Genomic DNA, 21,428 nt, shown 5'->3' with positions numbered 1-21,428 from the left:
CAGCCACACACGCGCTAACCGCCGGGGTTTAATGGGCTGAACCTCTGATTTTGGTTCAGATAGTGCAGGTTCGAGACCTGGCGGGGGAGCCACGGCCGGGCTCCGCGAGTTCGCCACCACGGCTGTGCCTTTGCCCGCGGTACGACCCTGCGGGCGATCTCGCCAAGGGTCCTCTTTCCGCGTTCCTGACCGGGCATAGAATCCCGGGCATGACGTCGCCGACGGAATCCGCCGTACTGGTCCTCGCCGCCGGCGCCGGCACCCGGATGCGCTCGGACACCCCCAAGGTTCTGCACACCCTGGGCGGACGCAGCATGCTCTCGCACGCCTTGCACGCCGTCGCCAAGGTGGCGCCCACGCACCTGGTGGTGGTGCTCGGCCGCGACCGCGAACGCATCGGCCCGGCCGTCGGCGACCTGGCCGCCCGACTCGGCCGCCCGATCGACGTCGCGGTGCAGGAGCAGCAACTGGGCACCGGACACGCGGCGATGTGCGGCCTGTCCGCACTGCCGGGGGACTTCGCCGGGACGGTGGTGATCACCTCCGGCGACATCCCGCTGCTCGACGCCGACACCCTGGCCGACCTGATCGCCGCCCACGCCGGCGGGCGTGCCGCGGTGACCATGCTGACCACCACGGTTCCCGACGCCCAGGGCTACGGACGCATCCTGCGCACCCAGGACGGCGAGGTGATCGCGATCGTCGAGGAGACCGACGCCACCCCTCAGCAGCGCGCGATCAGGGAGATCAACGCCGGGGTGTACGCCTTCGACATCGCCGCGCTGCGGTCGGCGCTGAGCAGGCTGTCGTCGGACAACGCCCAGCACGAGCTGTACCTCACCGACGCCATCTCGATCGTGCGTGCCGACGGACACGTGGTGCACGCCCGGCACGTCGACGACGCGGCTCTGGTCGCCGGCGTCAACGACCGGGTCCAGCTGGCCGACCTGGGAGCCGAACTCAACCGCCGTGTCGTGGCAGCCCACCAGCGGGCGGGGGTGACCGTGGTGGATCCGGCGACCACCTGGATCGACGTCGACGTGACCATCGGCCGGGACACCGTGATCGCCCCCGGCACCCAGCTGCTCGGCGGCACCCGGATCGGCACCCGCTGCAGCATCGGCCCGGACACCACGCTGACCGACGTCGCGGTTGGCGACGGCGCATCGGTGGTACGCACGCACGGCATCGAGGCCGCCGTCGGCGACGGCGCGGAGGTGGGCCCGTTCACCTACCTGCGTCCCGGCACCCGGCTGGGCGACGACGGCAAGCTGGGCGCGTTCGTCGAGACCAAGAACGCCACCATCGGCACCGGCACCAAGGTGCCGCACCTGACCTACGTCGGCGACGCCGACATCGGCGAGCACAGCAACATCGGCGCCTCCAGTGTGTTCGTCAACTACGACGGCGAGAACAAGAGCCGGACGACGATCGGCTCGCACGTGCGCACCGGCAGCGACACCATGTTCGTCGCCCCGGTCAGTGTCGGCGACGGCGCCTACACCGGGGCGGGCACGGTGCTGCGCGAGGACGTCCCGCCCGGCGCGCTGGCGGTCTCGGCCGGGGGGCAGCGGATCATCGAGGACTGGGTGCTGCACAACCGGCCCGACAGCGACTCGGCCAGGGCGGCACAGAGGGCCCGCCGGAAACCCGAGTCGGACGCCCAGCGGGATTCCTAGCTCGCTACGATGAGGCCGTTACCCGTTTCCCGACCGGCGAGGGCAGCGCAGTGAGCACGGACTGGATCGACGCCCGCAAGAACCTCATGCTGTTCTCCGGCCGCGCGCACCCGGAACTGGCCGAGCAGGTCGCCAAGGAACTCGATACCCATGTGATCGCGCAGACCGCCCGCGACTTCGCCAACGGGGAGATCTTCGTCCGCTTCGACGAGTCGGTGCGCGGCTGCGACGCCTTCGTGCTGCAGTCCCATCCGGTGCCGCTGAACAAGTGGCTGATGGAACAGCTCATCATGATCGACGCGCTCAAGCGCGGCAGCGCAAAGCGGATCACCGCGATCCTGCCGTTCTACCCCTATGCGCGCCAGGACAAGAAGCACCGCGGCCGCGAGCCGATCTCGGCCCGACTGGTCGCCGACCTGCTCAAGACCGCCGGCGCGGACCGCATCGTGTCGGTGGATCTGCACACCGACCAGATCCAGGGCTTCTTCGACGGCCCGGTGGACCACATGCGGGCTCAGCCGCTGCTGACCGGCTACATCAAGGACAACTACAGCAGCGAGGACGTCGTCGTGGTGTCCCCCGACTCCGGCCGGGTTCGGGTGGCCGAGAAGTGGGCCGACGCCCTGGGCGGCACGCCGCTGGCGTTCATCCACAAGACCCGCGACCCCCGGGTGCCCAACCAGGTGGTGTCCAACCGGGTCGTCGGCGAGGTAGAGGGCAAGACCTGCGTGCTCACCGACGACATGATCGACACCGGCGGCACCATCGCCGGCGCGGTGAAACTGCTGCACGACGACGGCGCGGCCGACGTGATCATCGCGGCCACCCACGGGGTGCTGTCCGAGCCGGCATCCGAGCGGCTGGCCAACAGCGGCGCCCGCGAGGTGATCGTCACCGACACCCTTCCCATCGACGAGTCCAAGCGCTTTCCGCAACTGACAGTGCTGTCGATCGCGCCGCTGCTGGCCAGCACGATCCGTGCGGTCTTCGAAAACGGCTCGGTCACAGGTCTTTTCGACGGAGACGCGTAGACCGCATTGGTGAGGGGCGAGTTACTGACACGTTGCCGGATCGCTGCGTCGGTCCTGGCGGTTGCGGTGTTGGCGGCCTGCGGGGCGAAGACGGCCGACTACTCGACGATCTGGACTTCGAGTAGCTCGGCCACCACGACCACCGCGCCCACCTCGCCGACCCCGATCGCCCAGTACCTGTCCAGCGTCGGCGTCACCGGCCAACAGGTCCCGCTGGACGTGCTCACCGACCTGACGGTGAACCTGCCGCGTCCGGAGGGCTGGACCAAGTACTCCAACCCGAACTTCTCCCCGGGCACCGAGGCGATCGCCAAGAACAACACCTATCCGACCGCGATGGTCATGGTGTTCAAGCTGGACGGCAACTTCGACGTTCCGGCCGCCCTCGAGCACGCCGACGACGACGCCGAGATGTCCAAGGGCTTCCGGAAGCTGAACTACTCCAACGCCGACTTCGACGGATTCCCCTCGTCGATGATCGAGGGCAGTTACGACCACACCGGAACCCGGCTGCACACCTACAACCGGATCGTCATCCCGGTGACCAAGGACTTCAACCGCTACCTGGTCCAGTTCACCGTGACGACACTGGCCGACCAGGCCGCCGCCCAGGCGCCCGATGTGCAGAAGATCATCGACGGCTTCTCGGTGGCCGTGAAGTAGGTTTGCCGCATGCCCTGGACCCCCGCCGACCTCCCGTCGTTCGCCGGGCGGACCGCGATCGTCACCGGCGCCAACAGCGGGCTGGGACTGGTGACCGCCCGCGAGCTCGCCGCGGCCGGCGCGCGCGTCATCATGGCCTGCCGCAACGTCGACAAGGGCAACGCCGCGGCGGCGGGCATGCGCGGCGACGTCGGGGTGCGTCGGCTGGATCTGCAGGACCTGGCGTCGGTGCACGACTTCGCCGACTCCATCGGAATCGTCGACGTGCTGATCAACAACGCCGGCATCATGGCCGTGCCCTACGGGATCACCCGCGACGGCTTCGAGAGCCAGATCGGCACCAACCACCTGGGCCACTTCGCGCTGACCAACCTGCTGCTGCCCAAACTGGGCGACCGGGTGGTCACGGTGTCCTCACTGATGCACTGGTCGGGATGGATCAGCCTCAAGGATCTGAACTGGAAGGCCCGGCCCTACTCGGCCTGGCTGGCCTACGGCCAGTCCAAGCTGGCCAACCTGCTGTTCACCAGCGAGCTGCAGCGCCGGCTGACCGCCACCGGCTCTGCGGTCAAGGCCCATGCCGCCCATCCCGGGTACTCGGCCACCAACCTGCAGGGCCACACCGGCAACCGGATCGGCACCCCGTTCTGGCTGGCGGCCAACAAGCTGGCCGGCGCCAGCCCGGAGGACGGCGCCATCCCGAGCTTGTACGCAGCCTCCGCCGACCTGCCGCCGGACAGCTTCGTCGGCCCGAAGTACGGGGCCCGCGGTCCGGTCGAGCCGGCGAGCCGCAGCCCGCTGGCCCGGGATGCCGGGATGGCGCGCAAGCTGTGGGAGCTGTCCGAACAGCTCACCGGCACACGATTTCCGCTCTAGGGCGGCCGTCGGCTACCCTTGGGGCCGCGTCACGGCGAGGGTGGACATGTCCACCGTTATCGACGAGGCCTCGTAAGTCCCGAGCCCTCCGCCGTGTTGATCCCCGGAAGGCAGGAGACCTCAGATGGCCAAAGGCGCCACCACCAACAAGCTCAAGGTCGAGGTGCGCACCCGCACCGGCAAGGGCGCATCGCGCCAGGCCCGGCGCGAGGGCAAGTTCCCCGCCGTCCTCTACGGCCACGGTGAGGACCCCCGGCATCTGGAGGTCAACGCCCACGACTTCGCCGCCGTGCTGCGCCATTCCGGCACCAACGCCGTGCTGAGCCTGGACATCGACGGCTCCGAGGAGTTGGCGCTGACCAAGGCGCTGGCCATCCACCCCGTCAAGCGCACCATCACCCACGCCGATCTGATCATCGTCAAGCGCGGGGAGAAGGTGACCGTGGAGGTGCCGGTGCACCTGGAGGGCGAAGCCGACTCCGGCACGCTGGTGACCCAGGACGCCACCACCATCGAGATCGAGGCCGAGGCCCTGTCGATCCCGGAAAGCCTGACCGTGTCGATCGAGGGCGCCGAGGAGGGCACCCAGATCCTGGCCGGCCAGGTCGCACTGCCCTCCGGTGTCACCCTCATCAGCGACCCGGAGATGCTCGTGGTCAACATCGTCGCGGCCCCGACCGCCGAGGAACTCGAGGCCGAGGGCGCCGGCGAGGCCGCCGAGGGCGGGGCAGCCGAGGCCGAGGGAGAAGGTGCCGAAGCCGCCGAGGGCGGGGCCGAGGGCGAGGGCGCGGCCGCCGAGGCCGAGTAACACCGGATGGCCGAGCCGCTGTTGGTCGTCGGCCTGGGCAACCCCGGACCGCAGTACGCCAAGACCCGCCACAACCTCGGGTTCATGGTGGCCGACCTGCTGGCCGCGCGGATCGGGGCGGCGTTCAAGGTGCACAAGCGTTCCGGCGCCGAGGTGGTCACCGGACGTCTGGGGCAACGACCCGTCGTACTGGCCAAAACTCGGTGCTACATGAACGAGTCCGGCCGGCAGGTCGGGCCGCTGGCGAAGTTCTACTCGGTGGCGCCCGGCGACGTCGTCGTCATCCACGACGAACTCGACCTGGACTTCGGCAAGGTGCGGCTCAAGGTCGGTGGCGGCGAGGGTGGCCACAACGGATTGCGTTCGGTGGCAAATGCGCTGGGCAGCAAAGAATTCCAGCGCGTTCGGGTCGGAATCGGCCGCCCGCCCGGCCGCAAGGACCCGGCGGCGTTCGTGCTGGAACCGTTCAGCGCCGCCGAGCGCGGCGAGGTGCCGACGCTGTGCGAGCAGGCAGCCGACGCCACCGAACTACTGATCGAGGCGGGACTGGAGACGGCGCAGAACCAGGTGCACGCCTGGTAGTCCCGTTGCCGCTAGCGGCGTCCCGCCGCCCCGAGCCACGGGACGTGCGGCATGTTGGCCGGCGGCGCGACCGTTCCCGGCCGGGCCTTGATCGACACGCTGCCGTTGGTCTGGCAGATGCTCTTGAAATCGGTCTGCTGGCAGGTCGGCCGTGCGACCGCCGACGGAGCCGAGACCCCCGCCGCGACGGTCAAACCCGCAATCAGCACTGCCGCCTTGGCGCGAGCGTTCATGGTGTCTGTTCCCTTCCGGCTGTTGGTCGTCATCACGGGCAGGCCGATACGACGACCACGGCGTCAGCACCCTCGGGGGTGCCGTTCGCGATGGCTTTGTTGAGAGCGTCCTGACGCGCGGCCTCGATGGTCGGACCAGCGCCGCCGGCGACGACGTCGGTCGAATCCGAGGCGACCGACACGATGCACAGGTTGTCGTTGGTCACCTCGTCGGCGGTGCACTCGACGCCGCCGGCGGCCTGGCAGGCCGCGATGACAGCAGCCGCGGCCGCATCGTTGTTGGGACCGTAGGCCGTGAAACCGGCCAGTTCGTTGATGAATTCGCCGGTGCCGACTGCGACCGAGATGTCATCGGGCTGCACGGTACCGCCTTCGCCACCCGCCCACGCGATGCCCGTCGACAACCCTGCCGCGACGAAGCCCGCCGCCACGATCGCCGAAACCCTACGTCTGGCCATACCGGTCCTCTCCTGAGTCGACTACTCCGGGGAGCCTACTAAAGGCGGCGCGGTTTGGCGCAGCGGGGCTTGAATGGGATCGCGTGTTCAGGTGACCAGCATCAGCGAGGTCGACCGTCGCAACTTGCCCGACGGCGTCTTGGGAATGGTGCCGGGTCCGAGCACCACCACGTTGCGCGGCCGGGCGTCGACCTCGGCGACCACCTCGTGGGCGACCTGCTTCTCGATGCGCCGAACCTCGGCCGGGTCCTCCCAGGCGTTGGACTCCACCGCGACGGCGAAGGTCTCCCGCGAGTGCCCGGCATCCAGGCGAACCGCCACCGCGCAGCCCGGCCGCACACCCTCGACCCGGCCGGCGGCCCGCTCGATGTCGGTCGGGTAGATGTTGCGGCCGGCCATGATGATGACGTCCTTGACCCGGCCGCAGACCACGACGTGACCCTCCTCGGTGAGGTAGCCCAGGTCACCGGTGTCGTACCAGCCGTTCTCGTCCTGGGCCGCGACGAAGCCGCCCATTGTGAGGTATCCGGGCGTCAGCGACTCGCCCCGCAGTTCGATGATGCCCACGCCGCGGGTGGGCAGGACCTTTCCGTCCTCGTCGACGATCCGGGCCTCGAGATCCTGCAGCAGTGGTCCCAGCGAGGCCAGCCGGCGGGTGTTGCCCTTACTCGACGGAATGGCCCGGCGCAGCGCGGCCAGCAGATCGGCGTCGACCTCGTCGACCACCAGGCCGGCGCCGCACTCGGAGAACGACACCGCCAGCGTCGTCTCGGCCATCCCGTATGCCGGCAGGATCGCCGTCGGCCTCAGTCCGAAGGGCTTACCCGCGTCGATCAGGTCCTCGACGTCGGCCGGTTCCACCGGCTCGGCACCGGACAGCGCGAAACGCAGTGTGGACAAATCGAATTCGCCCGGCTTGGCCTGACGGCGCAACCGCTTGGCGAACAGCGCGTAGGCGAAGTTGGGCGCGGCGGTCATAGTGCCCTTGTACTTGTCGATCAGCTTGGCCCACAACAGGGTGTCTTTGAGGAAGTCCAGCGGCGTCACCTTGACCAATTCGGCACCGAAGTACATCGGGAGGGTCAGGAAGCCCACCATCCCCATGTCGTGGAAGCACGGCAGCCAGCTGACCATGACGTCGTTGTCGACGTCGTACTGCGCGCCGATGTACATGGCCTCGGCGTTGGAGTAGATGTTGCGGTGGGTGATCACGACGGCCTTCGGAGAACCAGTCGAGCCGGAAGTGAGTTGCATCAGCGCGACGTCGTCCTCACCGGTCTCGACGGGGTCGATCGGATCCGCGGCCAGCAGGTCCTCCACGGTCAGCACCAGCACGCCGCGCTCGGCCAGAACCGGGGCGGCGGCCAGGAACGGCTCGGAGATGACGACAGCCTTGGCGGCGATCATCTCGATGACGTTGGTGGTGTCCTCGGCCCAGTGCACCAGGTCGGTGCGGGGGGTGGGCTGGTGCAGCATGGTCAGGCTCGCGCCGCGCATCCACAGCGCCTGCGCGGTCGGGGCGATCTCGACCGGCGCCCCGGCCAGCACGCCGACGGCGTCACCGGGGCCGACCCCCGCGGCGGCCAGGCCGCCCGCGATCCGGCGGGAACGCTCGTGCACCTCTCGCCAGGTGTGCCTGACCGGCTCGTTGGGCTCGCCGGTGACCATGCCCTTGCTGCTGGTCATCGCGTTGTGGAACATCTTGTCGGTGAAGCGGCTCACGACGACCTCCTTGGCTTCCGGCGCGGCGTCGGCAACGGCCGATGGACAGGCCCATCTCCGTGTCCATGCTCCGCCTGCACGCGCCCGTCTCCTAGACGGCACGCCCGCAGGAAGCCGGAGCCTTTCGGTGACACCGCCGACGATCTTAGACTCTCCTTAAGAACCTGGACAACTCGGCGCACCGTGGCTTTCCCGCCCGTCCCGCTATCCGCAACCGGCCGTCGGCACCACCCTGGCACCGTGCACCGGTCCGCTGGCCACCCGCACCGTCCGGCACACCCCGGCACCGGCCAACTCGGTGCCGACGTCGATCGCGGCTCCGGCCGATTCGCACAGGAAGGCACAGGTGGGACCCGACCCGGACACGACGCCGGCCAGTGCCCCGGCCTCGGTGCCCGCGCGCAGTGTGCGGCGCAACCCCGGCCGCAGGCTCAGCGCCGCCGGCTGCAGGTCGTTGCCCAGCAGCGGGGCCAGCGCGTGCGGGTCCCCGGCGGACAGCGCCGACAGCAGCGGCTCGGGGTCGGACAGCCGTGGCGGCTCGCCCACCTCGCGCAGCCGGTCGATCTCGGCGTACACCGACGACGCGGAGAGCCCGTCCGCGCCGAAGGCGAGCACCCAGTGGAACGTGCTGCGGGCCAGCACCGTCGCCAGCTCCTCGCCGCGGCCGGTGCCCAGCGCCGTGCCGCCGTGCAGCGCGAAGGGCACGTCGCTGCCCAGTTCGGCGGCCATCGCGTGCAGGTCGCGGCGCGGAACGCCCAACTCCCACAACGAGTTCATGGCGACCAGGACGGCGGCCGCGTCGGCGCTGCCGCCCGCCATACCCCCGGACACCGGGATCGACTTCTCGATCCTGATCTCCACGTCGGGCGCGCGCCCGACATGCTCGGCCATCAGTTCGGCTGCCTGCCAGGCCAGGTTCCGCTCGTCGACAGGAACCTCGCCGGCGCCCTCGCCCGCCACCGCAACGGTGAGGAAATCGGCGGTGCGTACGGTGACGTCGTCGCTCAGCGACACCGCGTGGAAGACGGTGGCGAGCTCGTGATAGCCGTCCGGACGCAGATCACCGACGCCGAGGAAGAGATTGACCTTGCCGGGCACCCGGACCGTCACCGACCCGGTCGGCACCCATTCCGCAGCGGTGCTGCCGCTAGTTGGCACAGCACGAGGGTATCGGTGGCCCTGCGGTCAGCGCATGTCGGCGGACTGCGCCGCCTGTTCGGCGCTCGAGCGTTGCAGCAACCGGATGAAGTCGGCGACGGTCAGGGTCTCGCCGCGGCGGGCCGGGTCGATACTGGCAGAGAGCAGCCGGCGGGCGGACTCGTTGCCCGATCCCGCCCACTCCAGGAAGGCGTTGCGAACGGTCTTGCGACGCTGGGCGAAGGCGGTGTCGATCAGGCTGAACACCTGTCGCCGGAAGGCCTCGTCGGTCGGCCACGCCGCGGCGTCGTAGCGGTCGACCCGCACCAGACCGGAGTACACCCGCGGGATGGGCCAGAACACCGTCGGGGAGACCATGCCGTAGCGGCGGACGTCGCCGAAGAAGCGGACCTTGACGCTCGGGACGCCGTACTCCTTGGTCCCGGGCTCGGCGGCGAGCCGTTCGGCGACCTCGGCCTGGACCATCACCATGGCGGTGCGGATGGTGGGGAATTCGGCGAACAGGTGCAGCAGGGCCGGCACCGCGATGTTGTACGGGAGGTTGGCCACCAGCGCCGTCGGCGGTTCGGCCATCTCGGACCGGCTCAGGGTCAGGACGTCCTGGTTGAGGACGGTGAGCCGGTGGATCTCGCTGTGCGAGTGCTCGGCGATGGTCTTGGGCAGCCGCCCGGCCAGGACCGGGTCGATCTCGACCGCGGTCACCCGCGCGCCGCGGTCCAGCAGGGCCAGGGTCAGCGAGCCCAGTCCGGGACCGACCTCCAGGACGTGGTCGCTCTTGTTGACGCCCGACGACGACACCACCCGCCGCAGCGTGTTGGCGTCGTGGACGAAGTTCTGGCCGAAGGCCTTGCGCGGCCGGAAGTCCAGTTCCTTGGCGATGTTTCGAATCTCGGTCCGCGTTAATAGCCGAATCGTCATGGTGCCCCTCCTCCGCAAACGGTCCGAGCCCCCCGCCGGCGCCGGAACGCGCTGTTCGTTTTTCGTTCACGCAGTCCTGGCTGGTTGTCCGGACTGCCTTTAAAGCCTAACCCAGAACCTCCGAACCAGCCGGGTTAAGCAATAACTCGACCTATGGAACCGGGTAACAGCAAAAGCGGATCCGCCCGGCCCCGATGCGCCGGAATCAATCCAGCCGGTACACCCGGCGCGCGGCGGCGGCCGACTCGAGGGCGATGTCCTCGGCCGGGCGGCCCAGCAGGTCGGCCAGGGCCCGCACGGTGTAGGGCAGGCAGTACGGCTCGTTGGGCGCCCCCCGGAAGGGGTGCGGGGTCAGAAACGGTGCGTCGGTCTCCACCAGCAGCTGGCCCGGGGGAATGAGGGCTGCGGCGGCCCGCAGGTCGCGGGCGTTGCGGAAGCTGACCGTTCCGGACAGGCTCAGGATCCAGCCGGCGTCGATGCAGGTGCGGGCCATCTGCGGGCCGGAGGAGAAGCAGTGGAAGATCACCGTGTCCGGGGGGCCTTCGGCGGCCAGCACGTCGAGCACCTCGGCGTCGGCGTCCCGGTTGTGGATCATCAGCGGCTTGCCGGTGCGCTTGGCCAGGTCGATGTGCCAGGCGAACGCCTCGCGCTGGACGGCGGGCGGCGCGCAGCCGTCCAGCCTTCCCGGCCAGTAGAGGTCCATCCCGGTCTCCCCGATCGCGACTACCCGGGGGTGGACGGCCAGTCGCTCGATCTCGGCGCGCGCGGGGCCGGTCAGCGCGCCCGCCCGGGTGGGGTGCAGGGCCACCGCGGCAAAGACCCGGTCGTCCCACTCGCCGGCCGCGGTCACCCAGCGCGCGGAGTCCAGGTCGTCGGCGATGGTCACCATGGCCTGCACGCCGACGGACTCGGCCCGGTCGGCGATCGCGCGGACGTCGTCCGCGGTTCGGGCGCCGCAGGCGTCGAGGTGGGTGTGGGCGTCGATCAGCGGGGCCAGCGGCTCCGGGGCCGGCGGCGGCTGACGCTCCGGACGCTTGCTCACCGCAACACCATAAGGTGAGGCTCGACATGAGCGAGCCCTTCTATGTGACCACCGCGATCGCCTACCCCAACGGCGCACCGCACGTCGGCCACGCCTACGAATACGTGGCCACCGACGCCATCGCCCGCTTCAAGAGGCTCGACGGTTTCGACGTGCGGTTCCTCACCGGCACCGACGAGCACGGCCTGAAGATGGCCCAGACCGCCGCCGCCGAGGGCATTCCGACGCCTGAGTTCGCCCGTCGCAACTCCGATGCCTTCGAGCGCCTGCAGGTGTTGCTCGACATCTCCTTCGACCGGTTCATCCGGACCACCGATCCCGATCACTACGCTGCGTCGACGGCGATCTGGCAGCGGATGGCCGACAACGGCGACATCTACCTCGACACGTACTCGGGCTGGTACTCGGTGCGCGACGAGCGGTTCTTCACCGAGGCCGAGACCACCGTCGAGTCCGACGGAACCCGGATCGCAACCGAGACGGGCACGCCGGTGACCTGGACCGAGGAGCAGACGTACTTCTTCCGGCTGTCGGCCTACGCCGACCGGCTGCTGGCGCACTACGCCGAACACCCGGAATTCATCGCGCCGGAGGTGCGGCGCAACGAGGTGGTCAGCTTCGTCTCCGGCGGCCTGCGTGACCTGTCGATCTCACGCACGTCGTTCGACTGGGGGGTTCCGGTGCCGGGCGACCCCGCGCACGTGATGTACGTGTGGGTCGACGCGCTGACGAACTACCTCACCGGAGCGGGCTATCCGGATACCGACTCGGCCCTCTACCAACGGTTTTGGCCGGCCGATCTGCACATGATCGGCAAGGACATCATCCGATTCCACACCGTCTACTGGCCGGCGTTCCTGATGTCTGCGGGAATCCCTCTGCCGCGCAGGGTTTTCGCGCACGGCTTCCTGTACAACCGCGGCGAGAAGATGAGCAAGTCGGTGGGCAACGTCGTCGATCCGGTGTCGCTGGTGGAGAGCTTCGGCGTCGATCAGGTGCGCTACTTCCTGCTTCGGGAGGTGCCGTTCGGCCAGGACGGCAGCTACAGCGAGGAGGGCATCGTCAACCGGATCAACACCGATCTGGCCAACGAACTGGGCAACCTGGCACAGCGTTCGCTGTCGATGGTGAACAAGAACCTCGGCGCGGCGGTGCCCGAACCCGGTGCGTTCACCGCCGAGGACGCCGAGTTGCTGGCCATGGCCGACGGCCTGTTGCCGCGGGTCCGCGACGCCTTCGACGCCCAGGCCATGCACCTCGGCCTGGAAGCCGTCTGGCTGATGCTCGGGGCGGCCAACCGCTACTTCTCCGCGCAGGAACCCTGGGTGCTGCGCAAGTCGGAGTCCGCCGGGGATCAGCAGCGCTTCCGGACGGTTCTGTACGTGACGCTGGAAGCGGTGCGGGTCGCCGCGGTGCTGGTGCAACCGGTGATGCCGGCCTCGGCGGCCCGGCTGCTGGACCTGCTGGGCCAGCCCGCGGGCAGCAGGGACTTCTCGGCACTGGGCACCCGCCTGGTGCCGGGCACCGGACTGCCCGCGCCGGTCGGGGTCTTCCCCCGCTACGAGATCCCGGCCACCCCCCGCGAGCAGACATGAAGTCTCACGCAAACCCGGCGTGCCGTGACACTTTGCGTCTGCTCGCGGGGCGGGCAGGCTAGATCCGGTGCGGGCTGAGCGGATTCCGGACCTGGGCTCCCCCGCCGATGTGCTGCGCGCCGTCGGCGCCGGTGCCCGCCGCAACGGCCTGCCGCCGCCGGCCGCGCTGATCGGCGACTGGTTCGGCTCGGCGGCGGTGATCGCGCCGTCGGTCGCCGCGGAGCCGATCGACCCGGCCGCGGTGTTCGCCGTCGCGCCGGGAGACCGCACCGACGCCGTCGGCGGCGGCTGGTTGGGCTACCTGTCCTACCCCGACCCCGGTGCCGACGGCGCTCCCCCGCGCATCCCCGTCGCCGCGGGCGGCTGGACCGACTGCGTACTGCGGCTCGATCGCGGCGGCCAGTGGTGGTACGAAAGCCTCACCGGCGCGGCGATTCCCGGTTGGCTGACCTGCGCGCTGGATGCCGGCGGCGAACGGCAGGCCTGCGAGATCACCTGGCAGGAGCCGGATCACACCCGGCACCGGGCCGCCGTCGGGTCCTGCCTGGACGCCATCGGTGCCGGCGAGGTGTACCAGGCGTGCGTATGCACCCAGTTCACCGGCGTGGTCCGCGGCTCACCGCTGGACTTCTTCGCCGACGCGGCGGCCCGCACCGCCCCGGCCCGCGCCGCCTATCTGGCCGGCGGCTGGGGCGCGGTGGCCTCGCTGTCCCCGGAGCTGTTCCTGCGCCGCGCCGGCGAGCACGTCAGTTCCAGCCCGATCAAGGGCACGCTGCCGCGGCAGGCCGATCCCGGGCGACTCCGCGCGTCGGTCAAGGACGTCGCGGAGAACATCATGATCGTCGACCTGGTCCGCAACGACCTGGGCAGGGTGGCCCGCACCGGTTCGGTGACGGTGACCGAACTGCTCGCCGTGCACCCCGCGCCCGGGGTGTGGCATCTGGTCTCGACGGTCTCGGCGCGAGTCCCCGCGGACCTGCCCACCGCGGAGCTGCTGGACGCGGCCTTCCCACCCGCGTCGGTGACGGGCACCCCGAAAGCCCGTGCGCGCCAGCTGTTGTCGCGGTGGGAACCGAACCGGCGCGGCGTCTACTGCGGCACGGTGGGCCTGGCCTCGCCGGTGGCGGGATGCGAGCTGAACGTGGCGATCCGCACCGTCGAGTTCGACGCGGCCGGCCGGGCGGTACTCGGCGTGGGCGGGGGTATCACCGCCGACTCGGACCCCGACGCCGAGTGGCAGGAGTGCCTGGACAAGGCCGCAGCCATCGTCGGCTCGGCTCAGGACGACCGGGCCCGCAGCACGGCGTCGTAGAGGTCGCGGCGCGACGGCGCCGCCGGGTGCGCGCCGGCCACCTCGGCGCAGGCGTCCTTGACCCGCATCCCGCCGTCGACCAGTGCCAGGACCTCGAGCACCAACGCGTCAAGGTCGGCCACCGGGGTCGCGCCGGCCAGCACCACCGTGATCTCGCCGAGCACCCCCTCGGCCGCCCAGGACGCCAATTCCCCCAGCGTCCCGCGGCGGATCTGCTCGTGTGTCTTGGTGAGTTCCCGGCACACCGTCGCGCGGCGCTGGTCCCCGAGGACCTCGGCGGCGTCGCGCAGGCAGTCGGCCAACCGCCTCGGCGACTCGAAGAACACCGTCGTGCGCGTCTCACCGGCCAGTGCGGCCAGCCAGGCGCGCCGCGCCGACGGCCTGCGCGGGGCGAACCCCTCGAAGCAGAACCGGTCCGAGGGCAGGCCGGACACCGCCAGCGCCGTGGTGACCGCCGACGGCCCGGGCAGGCAGGACACCGTCAGACCGGCGTCGACGCAGGCCGTCACCAGGCGGTAGCCGGGGTCGCTGACCAGTGGCATCCCGGCGTCGCTGACCAGCAGCACGGTGGCCCCGCCGGCGATCTCGGCGACCAGGCCCGGCACCCGGGCGGCCTCGTTGGCATCGAACAGGCTCAGCACCCGGCCGCCGATCGCGACGCCGAGCGAGCCGGCCAGGCTGCGCACCCGGCGGGTGTCCTCGGCGGCCACCACGTCGGCGGTGGACAGCGCATCGGTCAGGCGGCGCGAGGCGTCGGCGGCCTGGCCCAGCGGGGTCGCACCCAGGAGCAGACGGCCGGCTGACATGCCAGTGAGCCTACGATCGGAGGCGATGACCGTCCTGACCGATGACCTCGAGGCGCCCGAGCGTCACGTCGACGTCATCAGCCCCGGCCCCCTGGTGCCCGTCGCCGATTCCGGTCCGACCGACCGGACGGCGGGCTGGGTGGCGACGGCGGTGGTGGCGGTGCTCGCGGCCGTCACCCGCTTCATGAACCTGGGTTCGCCCACCGACGCCGGAACGCCGATCTTCGACGAGAAGCACTACGCGCCGCAGGCCTGGCAGTTGCTGCACAACTACGGCGTCGAGGACAACCCCGGGTTCGGCCTGGTGGTGCACCCGCCGCTGGGCAAGCAGCTGATCGCTATCGGCGAGTCGATGTTCGGCTACACCGGACTGGGCTGGCGCTTCACCGCGGCGGCGTTCGGGGTGATCCTGGCGGTGCTGGTGACCCGCATCGCGCGGCGGATCAGCCGCTCGACTCTGGTCGGCGCGATGGCGGGGCTGCTGGTGGTGGCGGACGGGGTCAGCTTCGTCGCCGCCCGCACCGCCCTGCTCGACATCTTCATGACGGTGTTCGTCGTCGGCGCCTTCGGCGCGCTGATGGTCGATCGCGACGAGGTTCGCGCCCGTCTGCACACCGCGTGGACGGAAGGCCGGATCGCCGAAACACCCTGGGGGCCAAGGCTGGGCGTGCGCTGGTGGCGTTTCGCCGCGGGTGTCCTGCTCGGGCTGGCCTTCGCGACCAAGTGGTCGGGGCTGTACTACATCGCGTTCTTCGGGGTGATGACGCTGGTGATGGACGGCACCGCCCGGCGCGCCTACCGGGTGCCGCGGCCCTGGGCCGGGGTGCTGCGCCGCGACACCGGCCCGGCGGCGTATGCCCTCGGACTGATCCCGTTCGGTCTGTACCTGCTCGCCTACACCCCGTGGTTCGCCTCGGAGACGGCGGTCAACCGCTACGAGGCGGGGCGGTCGATCGGTGAGCGGCAGTTCTGGTGGCAGCCGCCCGACGCCATCCGGTCGCTGTGGCACTACACCTACAAGGCGTTTCACTTCCACTCCACGCTGACCAACACCGCGGGCAACCACCACCCGTGGGAGTCCAAGCCCTGGACGTGGCCGATGTCGCTGCGCCCGGTGCTCTACGCCATCGACAACAACGACGTGCCGGGCTGCGGGGCGTCGTCCTGCGTCAAGGCCGTCCTGCTGATCGGAACGCCGACGATGTGGTGGCTGGCCGCGCCGGTGCTGGGCTACGCGCTGTGGCGGACGCTGGTGCGCCGCGACTGGCGCTACGCCGTCGTCCTGGTGGGCTACCTGGCCGGCTGGCTGCCGTGGATGTTCAACATCGACCGGCAGATGTACTTCTTCTACGCGGTGCCGATGGCGCCGTTCCTGTTGACGGCGATCGCCCTGATCCTCGGCGACATCCTCTACCGGCCGAACGTGGGCGCCGAGCGGCGGACGCTGGGGATGCTCGTGGTGTGCCTGTACCTGGCTCTCGCGATCACCAACTTCGCGTGGCTGTTCCCGGTGATGACCGGCATCCCGGTATCGCAGACGACCTGGAACATGGAGATGTGGCTGCCCAGCTGGCGCTAGCCCGCGCCCGCCTCCGCGAGATCCCCTTGAGGGTTGCGATTGAGAGTTATCCACAGCCGTAGCGTGGATTTCGCGGGGACGGGCGGGTTTTGTCGGGGGTGGCCAACAGCATTCCGGCATGCCTTCGCCCATCCTCGGAAGCCAGGCCATCGCCCGCGGCGAGCTGACCCGCGGTCAGCTGCGCTGGCGGTACGCCGCGCTCCATCCGGACGTCTACCTCGAGAAGACCGCGGAGCGCACGCTCGCGACGAGCACCGCGGCGGCGGCACTGTGGATTCCGGGGAGCGTCGTCGCGGGCAGGGCCGCCGCTGCGATCCACGGCGTGGGCTGGGTTGACGCCGGCACACCCGTCGAGCTCATCGGCGCCGGTCGCCGGCGTCGCGAGGGCGTCATCGTCCGCGAGGAGCGCATCGGGGATGACGAGACGACGCGCGTCGGCGGACTCGTCGTCACGACCCCGGTCCGCACCGCCCTCGACCTCGCCCGCCACCTGCCGCGCCTTGAGGCGGTCGCATATCTCGATGCCCTCTGCGCGGCGAGAGGTGTCGGCGCGGGGGCGATCGCCAACCTGGCGTCGCGCTACCCGGGCGCGCGGGGTGTGCGGCGCGCCCGGGCGGTGATCCCGGAGATCGACCCGGGCGCGCAGTCGCCGAAGGAGACCTGGCTTCGGCTGCTCGTCACCGACGCCGGCTTCCCGCGGCCGCGCACGCAGATCAGGGTGTCCGACGGCACCTCGACCGCCTTCATCGACATGGGCTGGGAAGGGCCGAGGATCGGCCTGGAATACGACGGAGACCAGCATCGCAGCGACCGCCTGCAGTTCGTCCGCGACATCGGCCGCCACGAGATGCTCAATCGCCTCGACTGGACGATGATCCGGGTGGTCAAGGAGCATTCCCGGGCGTTCATCCTCCAGCGGGTCGGCGAAGCGTTTCGGGCCGCCCCCGCGAGATCGGCGTGAGGGCTGCGATCGACGTGATCCCCCAGCCGTGACGGCGATCTCGCTGGAAGGCTGGAAGGCTAGACCGGGTCTCGGGCGGCCGGGCAGGACATGCAGCGCGGGCCGCCGCGCCCGGTGCCGAGTTCGGAGGCGGCGATCGGCAGCACCTCGATGCCGGCGTCGGTGAGGCGGTCGTTGGTCTCGGTGTTGCGCTCGTAGGCCACCACCACACCGGGCGCGAGGGCCAGGGTGTTGTTGCCGTCGTCCCACTGCTCGCGCTCGGCGGTCACCGGGTCCAGCCCGGTGTCGATCACCCGCAGCCGCGGGATACCCATCGCCCGCGCCGCGGCGGTCACGAACGGCTCCTCGTCGAGGATCTTCACCCCGCCGGCGCCGCGGGTCATGGTGAACGCCGACAGCGAATGCCGCACCGCCGGGTACATCACCACCGCGTCCACGTCGACCATGGTGCACACCGTGTCCAGATGCATGGTGGCACGCTCCTGGGCGATCGGGACGGCCAGCAGGGTGTGGGCCAGTCCGTCGTCGAACAGGCTGCGCGCCAACGCTTCCGCGCCGGCCGCCGTGGTGCGCTCCCCCACCCCGACGGCCACCACGCCCGGCGCCAGCAGCAGCACGTCGCCGCCTTCGACGGGGGCGGTCTGCGACTCGTAGGCCCTCCGCACGCCGAGGAAACGCGGATGGTGGGCGTAGATCAGGTCGGTCAGCGAGGTCTCGCGCACCCGGGCGGGCAGGGCCAGGGAGGTGATCGCGAAACGCGGCCCGATCCAGAACGACGAGTCGCGGGTGAACATCAGGTTCGGCAGCGGGTCGATCACGAAGTCGCCGCCCTGGTGCATCCGGCGAACCAGCGAGGTGTCTGCGCCGGCGTCGCCGGGAAGCTCGGCGAAGGTCATCCCGGCGATCAGCACGTTCGCCAGTTCGGCGGGCGCCAGCCCGCGCAGGCGGGCCGAGAGTTCGCCGGCCAGATGCGGCCCGAGTTTGCGGCCGTCCACCGCCGCCGCGATGCCCTGCATCCGCGCCGCCCCGCTCCCGAGCGCCTCGGTGAGCAGGTCACCGAGAAGCAGCACCTCCACGCCGCGGGAGCGCAGCAGCGCGGCGAAGGCGTCGTGCTCCTCCTGCGCCCGCGGCACCCACGGCAGGCCGTCGAACAGCAGGGCGTCGTTGTTGCGGGGCGTCAGGCGCATGAGTTCGGCGCCGGGCCGGTGCAGGATGACCGTGCGCAGCACCCCGACTTCGGAGTCCACGCCGAGCACCGTCGCTGTCACGCCGAATACCGTATCGCCACGCTGCGCCTACGATCCCGATTCGAACGCGTGTGCGATACGATGGCCTGCGTGACCATGGCTGTTCAGGGATCGCTGTTCGACCATTGCGAGCGTCGCGACCTGGGATCGGGCGCGTGGATCGAGGCCCGCTCCGGCTGGGTGGAGGACGACGCCCTGTTCGGCGAGCTGGCCGGCGCGGTGTGCTGGCGCAGCGAGCGCAGGCTGATGTACGACCGGGTGCTCGACGTGCCGCGGTTGGTCGGCTTCAGTGACCTGACTCGCCAACCGCCGCCGCACCCGGAGGTGGAGCGGCTCCGGCTCCGCCTCAACGAGATCTACTCCGACGAACTCGGCGAGCCGTTCACCACCGCCGGCTTCTGCCTGTACCGCGACGGAAACGACAGCGTCGCCTGGCACGGCGACACGATCGGCCGCAGCCGCACGCAGGACACCATGGTCGCCGTCGTCAGCCTGGGCGCCACCCGGACCTTCGCCATGCGCCCACGCGGCGGGGGTTCCTCACTGCGGCTGCCGCAGGCCCACGGCGATCTTCTGGTGATGGGCGGTTCCTGCCAGCGCACCTGGGAGCATGCCGTTCCCAAGACCAGCGCCCCCACCGGGCCGCGGATCAGCGTGCAGTTCCGACCGGCCGGGGTGCGCTGAGGGGACTACGTGCGGATCGCGTTGACTCCGGCGATCAGCAGGTCCCGCGCCCGCTGGATATTCACCGGCGCCGGCGGTTTGCCCTGCAGCACAAGCGGATTGGCCGAGACGATCACCTGGTAGTCACCGAAATGCGCCGAGTAGTTGAACACCTCCCCGGTGCGGGGTTTTCCGTCTGTCGGCAGGGTCTGTACGACCCGGTGCACCCCGAGGGTGGTGGTTCCCTCGATTCTGGGAACCTCGACCTCCTCAACGGTGCCGCGCACGCCGGTGCCGCTGAAGGACACCTTCTTGCAGTCCGGCCCCGGTTGGGACACCGGCACCGGCTCGTTGGTCTGCACGGCGATCACGATGAAGCGGTTGCCCTCACCCTCGGCCGACACCGCGGCCATGTTGCCCTCGGTGCCGGTGGGCACCAGTTGCCCGGCGGCGAACTTCGCGCAGTCGGCCGGCTCGAACTTCAGTCCCTCGGGCAGTTTCTGACCGGTGAGGAACCGCGGGTCGATCCCGGTCGGCTCCACCTCGGTGACGGCGAACTGCCGGCCGAAGCTGGACCTCAGATCGGTGATCTTGCCGATGTCGGCGGTCGGCCCGGACCGCCCGCCGCAGCCGGCGAGGACGACACAGCCCAGCAGCACAGCGACCTTGCGGATGACCATCGGCGTCAATGTACCCGGCCCTGTTGTGCGGCCCGGATCCGACATGAACCGCCTCAGATCGGCATCCGATAGCCGAAGTATTCGTGGTCCTCGTTGTACCCGCCGCGGCCGCCGCCGAGTTGCTCGAAGGATTCGACGAATTCGATGGCCTCAATCCACTTGACCTGTTTGAAGCCGAGTTCGACCTCGTCGCGCAACCGCAGGGGGGCGCCGTGGGCTTCGTTGAGCGGTTCCCCGTTGAGGCCGTAGGCCAGGATCGTCTGGTCGTGGTACATGTTCTCGATCGGGTGGCAGTCGTAGTAGCGCCCGCCGTCGACACCCTCTCCGAGGGAGTAGAACGCCACCCACTTCGCGCCGGGCAGGGGCTTGGCCATCTCGCAGATGGTGCGCATCGACACCCCCGACCATTCGCCGATCGCCGACCAGCCCTGAATGCAGTAGTGCTGGGTGATCTGGCTCTGCTTCGGCAGCGCGAGCAACTGCGCATAGCTCAGTTCCAGCGGGTTCTCCACCAGGCCGTCGACCCGAAGTACGTAGTCCGACCAGCTCCCCGCCTTGAGCCGCAGGTACTGCTCCGTCTTCGGCAGACTTCCGTTGACCCAGAAGTAGTCGGAGATGTCAGCCCTGGAGTAGGTGGCCCTGGGCTCCCAGCGCTCCAGCAGCCCCTTGAGCCAGCCGACCATCGTCTTGCCCGCCAGTTGAACCGCCCGGGGATATTTGATCGTCAGCGGTGAGGCCACCAGCCAGAAGGCGACCACCACGGCCATCCACGCCAGGTAAAGAACGACGCCGAGGTAGGAGTCGGTGTCGGTGCCCAGGGTCATGTGGTTGACGTTGCCGACGAAGCCGGTGACGAACACCATCAGGGTGTGGACGACGATGAAGGTCAGCATCCACAGCAGCACCCCGAAGTGCACCGTGCGGGCGATCTGCCGGTTGAGCCGGCCCGCACTGGTGCCCAATCGCCCGGCGATGGCCGGGGCCTGCAGCAGACCGGTGACCAATGCCAGCGGCGCGGCGATGAACACCGGGATGAAGTACGCCAGCAGCTGCAGTGCGTTGTAGGTGGCGAACCCGGCGTTCTGCGGCAGATCGAGGGACAGGTACTGCAGCGCGTTGGACACCGCGTTGGGGAACACCTCCCAGGAGGTGGGGATCAGCCGCTTCCACTGGTCGGTGCTGAACAGCAGGATGACGAACACCACCCCGTTGATGAGCCACAGCAGGTCGAAGCTGAAGTGCCACCAGCGGGCCAGGCCGATCGAGTGCCGGATTCCGGGGATCCCGAGTTGCTTGGGCAGCGCGACCGACTCGTCCTTGGCCGTCCAGACCCGCCCGGAGTCTTCCGGGTCGCGGCGATCGGCCGGGACCGGTCCGCGCATCCGCATCCACTCGGTGTCCGGCTTGCAGCCGGC

Annotated in this window: 21 protein-coding genes; 11 read left to right on the top strand and 10 right to left on the bottom strand. The window is 70.1% G+C overall.

The window, feature by feature from the left end; genetic code table 11:
* Positions 1–209 precede the first annotated feature (209 nt).
* From glmU to pth, 6 genes are all read left to right on the top strand, one after another.
* Positions 210–1,679: a bifunctional UDP-N-acetylglucosamine diphosphorylase/glucosamine-1-phosphate N-acetyltransferase GlmU gene (gene glmU / locus ACKOQ4_RS04910; RefSeq protein ID WP_526289408.1), complete on the top strand. Its 1,470-nt coding sequence runs from the start codon at positions 210–212 to the stop codon at positions 1,677–1,679.
* Between the two features lie 50 nt (positions 1,680–1,729).
* Complete coding sequence (locus tag ACKOQ4_RS04905) at positions 1,730–2,710, top strand: ribose-phosphate diphosphokinase (RefSeq protein WP_526289406.1); 981 nt, start codon at positions 1,730–1,732, stop codon at positions 2,708–2,710.
* Positions 2,711–2,719: 9 nt separating this feature from the next.
* Entirely contained in the window at positions 2,720–3,373 is a 654-nt protein-coding gene (locus ACKOQ4_RS04900; protein WP_526289404.1) for an LpqN/LpqT family lipoprotein, read from the top strand.
* Between the two features lie 9 nt (positions 3,374–3,382).
* A complete protein-coding gene (locus tag ACKOQ4_RS04895; protein WP_526289402.1) occupies positions 3,383–4,249 on the top strand; it encodes an SDR family oxidoreductase in 867 nt (288 codons plus the stop codon).
* Between the two features lie 124 nt (positions 4,250–4,373).
* Positions 4,374–5,057: a 50S ribosomal protein L25/general stress protein Ctc gene (locus tag ACKOQ4_RS04890; RefSeq protein WP_526289400.1), complete on the top strand. Its 684-nt coding sequence runs from the start codon at positions 4,374–4,376 to the stop codon at positions 5,055–5,057.
* A gap of 6 nt (positions 5,058–5,063) precedes the next feature.
* Positions 5,064–5,639 carry an aminoacyl-tRNA hydrolase gene (gene pth, locus ACKOQ4_RS04885; RefSeq protein ID WP_526289398.1) on the top strand — a complete coding sequence of 192 codons (576 nt, stop codon included), beginning with the start codon at positions 5,064–5,066 and terminating at the stop codon, positions 5,637–5,639.
* A gap of 11 nt (positions 5,640–5,650) precedes the next feature.
* On the opposite strand, the gene ACKOQ4_RS04880 is transcribed toward pth, so the two are convergent.
* The 6 genes from ACKOQ4_RS04880 to ACKOQ4_RS04855 form a co-directional block, all read right to left on the bottom strand.
* Entirely contained in the window at positions 5,651–5,872 is a 222-nt protein-coding gene (locus tag ACKOQ4_RS04880) for a hypothetical protein (RefSeq protein ID WP_526289396.1), read from the bottom strand.
* A 32-nt stretch (positions 5,873–5,904) separates the two neighbouring features.
* Positions 5,905–6,330, bottom strand: a complete 426-nt coding sequence (locus ACKOQ4_RS04875) for a DUF4189 domain-containing protein (protein ID WP_526289394.1) — start codon at positions 6,328–6,330, stop codon at positions 5,905–5,907.
* Positions 6,331–6,417: 87 nt separating this feature from the next.
* The gene (locus ACKOQ4_RS04870) at positions 6,418–8,052 is read right to left on the bottom strand and encodes a fatty acyl-AMP ligase (RefSeq protein ID WP_526289392.1); all 1,635 of its coding nucleotides are present in this window, start codon (positions 8,050–8,052) and stop codon (positions 6,418–6,420) included.
* A 204-nt stretch (positions 8,053–8,256) separates the two neighbouring features.
* Positions 8,257–9,210, bottom strand: a complete 954-nt coding sequence (locus ACKOQ4_RS04865) for a 4-(cytidine 5'-diphospho)-2-C-methyl-D-erythritol kinase (RefSeq protein ID WP_526289390.1) — start codon at positions 9,208–9,210, stop codon at positions 8,257–8,259.
* Positions 9,211–9,237: 27 nt separating this feature from the next.
* Complete coding sequence (gene rsmA, locus ACKOQ4_RS04860; protein WP_526289388.1) at positions 9,238–10,128, bottom strand: 16S rRNA (adenine(1518)-N(6)/adenine(1519)-N(6))-dimethyltransferase RsmA; 891 nt, start codon at positions 10,126–10,128, stop codon at positions 9,238–9,240.
* 205 nt (positions 10,129–10,333) lie between these two features.
* Positions 10,334–11,170, bottom strand: coding sequence for a TatD family hydrolase (locus ACKOQ4_RS04855; protein ID WP_526289386.1), 837 nt, complete (start codon positions 11,168–11,170; stop codon positions 10,334–10,336).
* Between the two features lie 26 nt (positions 11,171–11,196).
* Here ACKOQ4_RS04855 and metG point away from each other — a divergent pair, with 26 nt between their 5' ends.
* Positions 11,197–12,765: a methionine--tRNA ligase gene (gene metG / locus ACKOQ4_RS04850; RefSeq protein WP_526289384.1), complete on the top strand. Its 1,569-nt coding sequence runs from the start codon at positions 11,197–11,199 to the stop codon at positions 12,763–12,765.
* Between the two features lie 67 nt (positions 12,766–12,832).
* Entirely contained in the window at positions 12,833–14,077 is a 1,245-nt protein-coding gene (locus ACKOQ4_RS04845) for an aminodeoxychorismate synthase component I (RefSeq protein WP_526289382.1), read from the top strand.
* Here the strand turns inward: ACKOQ4_RS04845 and rsmI are convergent.
* Complete coding sequence (rsmI, locus tag ACKOQ4_RS04840; RefSeq protein WP_526289380.1) at positions 14,044–14,883, bottom strand: 16S rRNA (cytidine(1402)-2'-O)-methyltransferase; 840 nt, start codon at positions 14,881–14,883, stop codon at positions 14,044–14,046. The two genes, ACKOQ4_RS04845 and rsmI, sit on opposite strands and share 34 nt — an antisense overlap.
* Before the next feature lie 25 nt (positions 14,884–14,908).
* Between rsmI and ACKOQ4_RS04835 the strand changes: the two genes are divergently transcribed.
* Both ACKOQ4_RS04835 and ACKOQ4_RS04830 read left to right on the top strand, forming a co-directional pair.
* Positions 14,909–16,462, top strand: a complete 1,554-nt coding sequence (locus ACKOQ4_RS04835) for a dolichyl-phosphate-mannose--protein mannosyltransferase (protein WP_526289378.1) — start codon at positions 14,909–14,911, stop codon at positions 16,460–16,462.
* Positions 16,463–16,580: 118 nt separating this feature from the next.
* The gene (locus ACKOQ4_RS04830; protein WP_526289376.1) at positions 16,581–17,423 is read left to right on the top strand and encodes a type IV toxin-antitoxin system AbiEi family antitoxin; all 843 of its coding nucleotides are present in this window, start codon (positions 16,581–16,583) and stop codon (positions 17,421–17,423) included.
* 59 nt (positions 17,424–17,482) lie between these two features.
* Here ACKOQ4_RS04830 and ACKOQ4_RS04825 read toward each other — a convergent pair whose 3' ends face one another.
* Positions 17,483–18,691, bottom strand: a complete 1,209-nt coding sequence (locus tag ACKOQ4_RS04825; RefSeq protein WP_526289374.1) for an arginine deiminase — start codon at positions 18,689–18,691, stop codon at positions 17,483–17,485.
* 69 nt (positions 18,692–18,760) lie between these two features.
* Here ACKOQ4_RS04825 and ACKOQ4_RS04820 point away from each other — a divergent pair, with 69 nt between their 5' ends.
* A complete protein-coding gene (locus tag ACKOQ4_RS04820; protein ID WP_526289372.1) occupies positions 18,761–19,354 on the top strand; it encodes an alpha-ketoglutarate-dependent dioxygenase AlkB in 594 nt (197 codons plus the stop codon).
* 5 nt (positions 19,355–19,359) lie between these two features.
* Here ACKOQ4_RS04820 and ACKOQ4_RS04815 read toward each other — a convergent pair whose 3' ends face one another.
* Together ACKOQ4_RS04815 and ACKOQ4_RS04810 are read right to left on the bottom strand one after the other, a co-directional pair.
* Positions 19,360–20,013 (bottom strand): DUF5642 family protein, encoded by a 654-nt coding sequence (locus ACKOQ4_RS04815; RefSeq protein ID WP_526289370.1) that lies wholly within the window; start codon positions 20,011–20,013, stop codon positions 19,360–19,362.
* A gap of 53 nt (positions 20,014–20,066) precedes the next feature.
* Positions 20,067–21,428, bottom strand: a 1,362-nt coding sequence (locus ACKOQ4_RS04810; RefSeq protein ID WP_526289368.1) for a molybdopterin-dependent oxidoreductase, incomplete at its 5' end; no start/stop codon positions are given.

Source organism: Mycobacterium sp. (assembly GCF_046095365.1).
In the GTDB taxonomy this organism is placed as follows: Bacteria; Actinomycetota; Actinomycetes; order Mycobacteriales; family Mycobacteriaceae; genus Mycobacterium.
The sequence above is the reverse complement of the archived record's forward strand: the minus strand, read 5'-3'. Positions and strand labels throughout refer to the sequence as shown.

What these genes read in the sequence shown, in the direction of transcription:
- rsmA (WP_526289388.1), bottom strand. Translation starts at nt 10,128, where the DNA reads ATGACGATTCGGCTATTAACGCGGACCGAGATTCGAAACATCGCCAAG.
- ACKOQ4_RS04875 (WP_526289394.1), bottom strand. Translation starts at nt 6,330, where the DNA reads ATGGCCAGACGTAGGGTTTCGGCGATCGTGGCGGCGGGCTTCGTCGCG.
- ACKOQ4_RS04895 (WP_526289402.1), top strand. Translation starts at nt 3,383, where the DNA reads ATGCCCTGGACCCCCGCCGACCTCCCGTCGTTCGCCGGGCGGACCGCG.
- metG (WP_526289384.1), top strand. Translation starts at nt 11,197, where the DNA reads ATGAGCGAGCCCTTCTATGTGACCACCGCGATCGCCTACCCCAACGGC.
- ACKOQ4_RS04880 (WP_526289396.1), bottom strand. Translation starts at nt 5,872, where the DNA reads ATGAACGCTCGCGCCAAGGCGGCAGTGCTGATTGCGGGTTTGACCGTC.
- ACKOQ4_RS04890 (WP_526289400.1), top strand. Translation starts at nt 4,374, where the DNA reads ATGGCCAAAGGCGCCACCACCAACAAGCTCAAGGTCGAGGTGCGCACC.
- ACKOQ4_RS04830 (WP_526289376.1), top strand. Translation starts at nt 16,581, where the DNA reads ATGCCTTCGCCCATCCTCGGAAGCCAGGCCATCGCCCGCGGCGAGCTG.
- rsmI (WP_526289380.1), bottom strand. Translation starts at nt 14,883, where the DNA reads ATGTCAGCCGGCCGTCTGCTCCTGGGTGCGACCCCGCTGGGCCAGGCC.
- ACKOQ4_RS04815 (WP_526289370.1), bottom strand. Translation starts at nt 20,013, where the DNA reads ATGGTCATCCGCAAGGTCGCTGTGCTGCTGGGCTGTGTCGTCCTCGCC.
- pth (WP_526289398.1), top strand. Translation starts at nt 5,064, where the DNA reads ATGGCCGAGCCGCTGTTGGTCGTCGGCCTGGGCAACCCCGGACCGCAG.
- glmU (WP_526289408.1), top strand. Translation starts at nt 210, where the DNA reads ATGACGTCGCCGACGGAATCCGCCGTACTGGTCCTCGCCGCCGGCGCC.
- ACKOQ4_RS04835 (WP_526289378.1), top strand. Translation starts at nt 14,909, where the DNA reads ATGACCGTCCTGACCGATGACCTCGAGGCGCCCGAGCGTCACGTCGAC.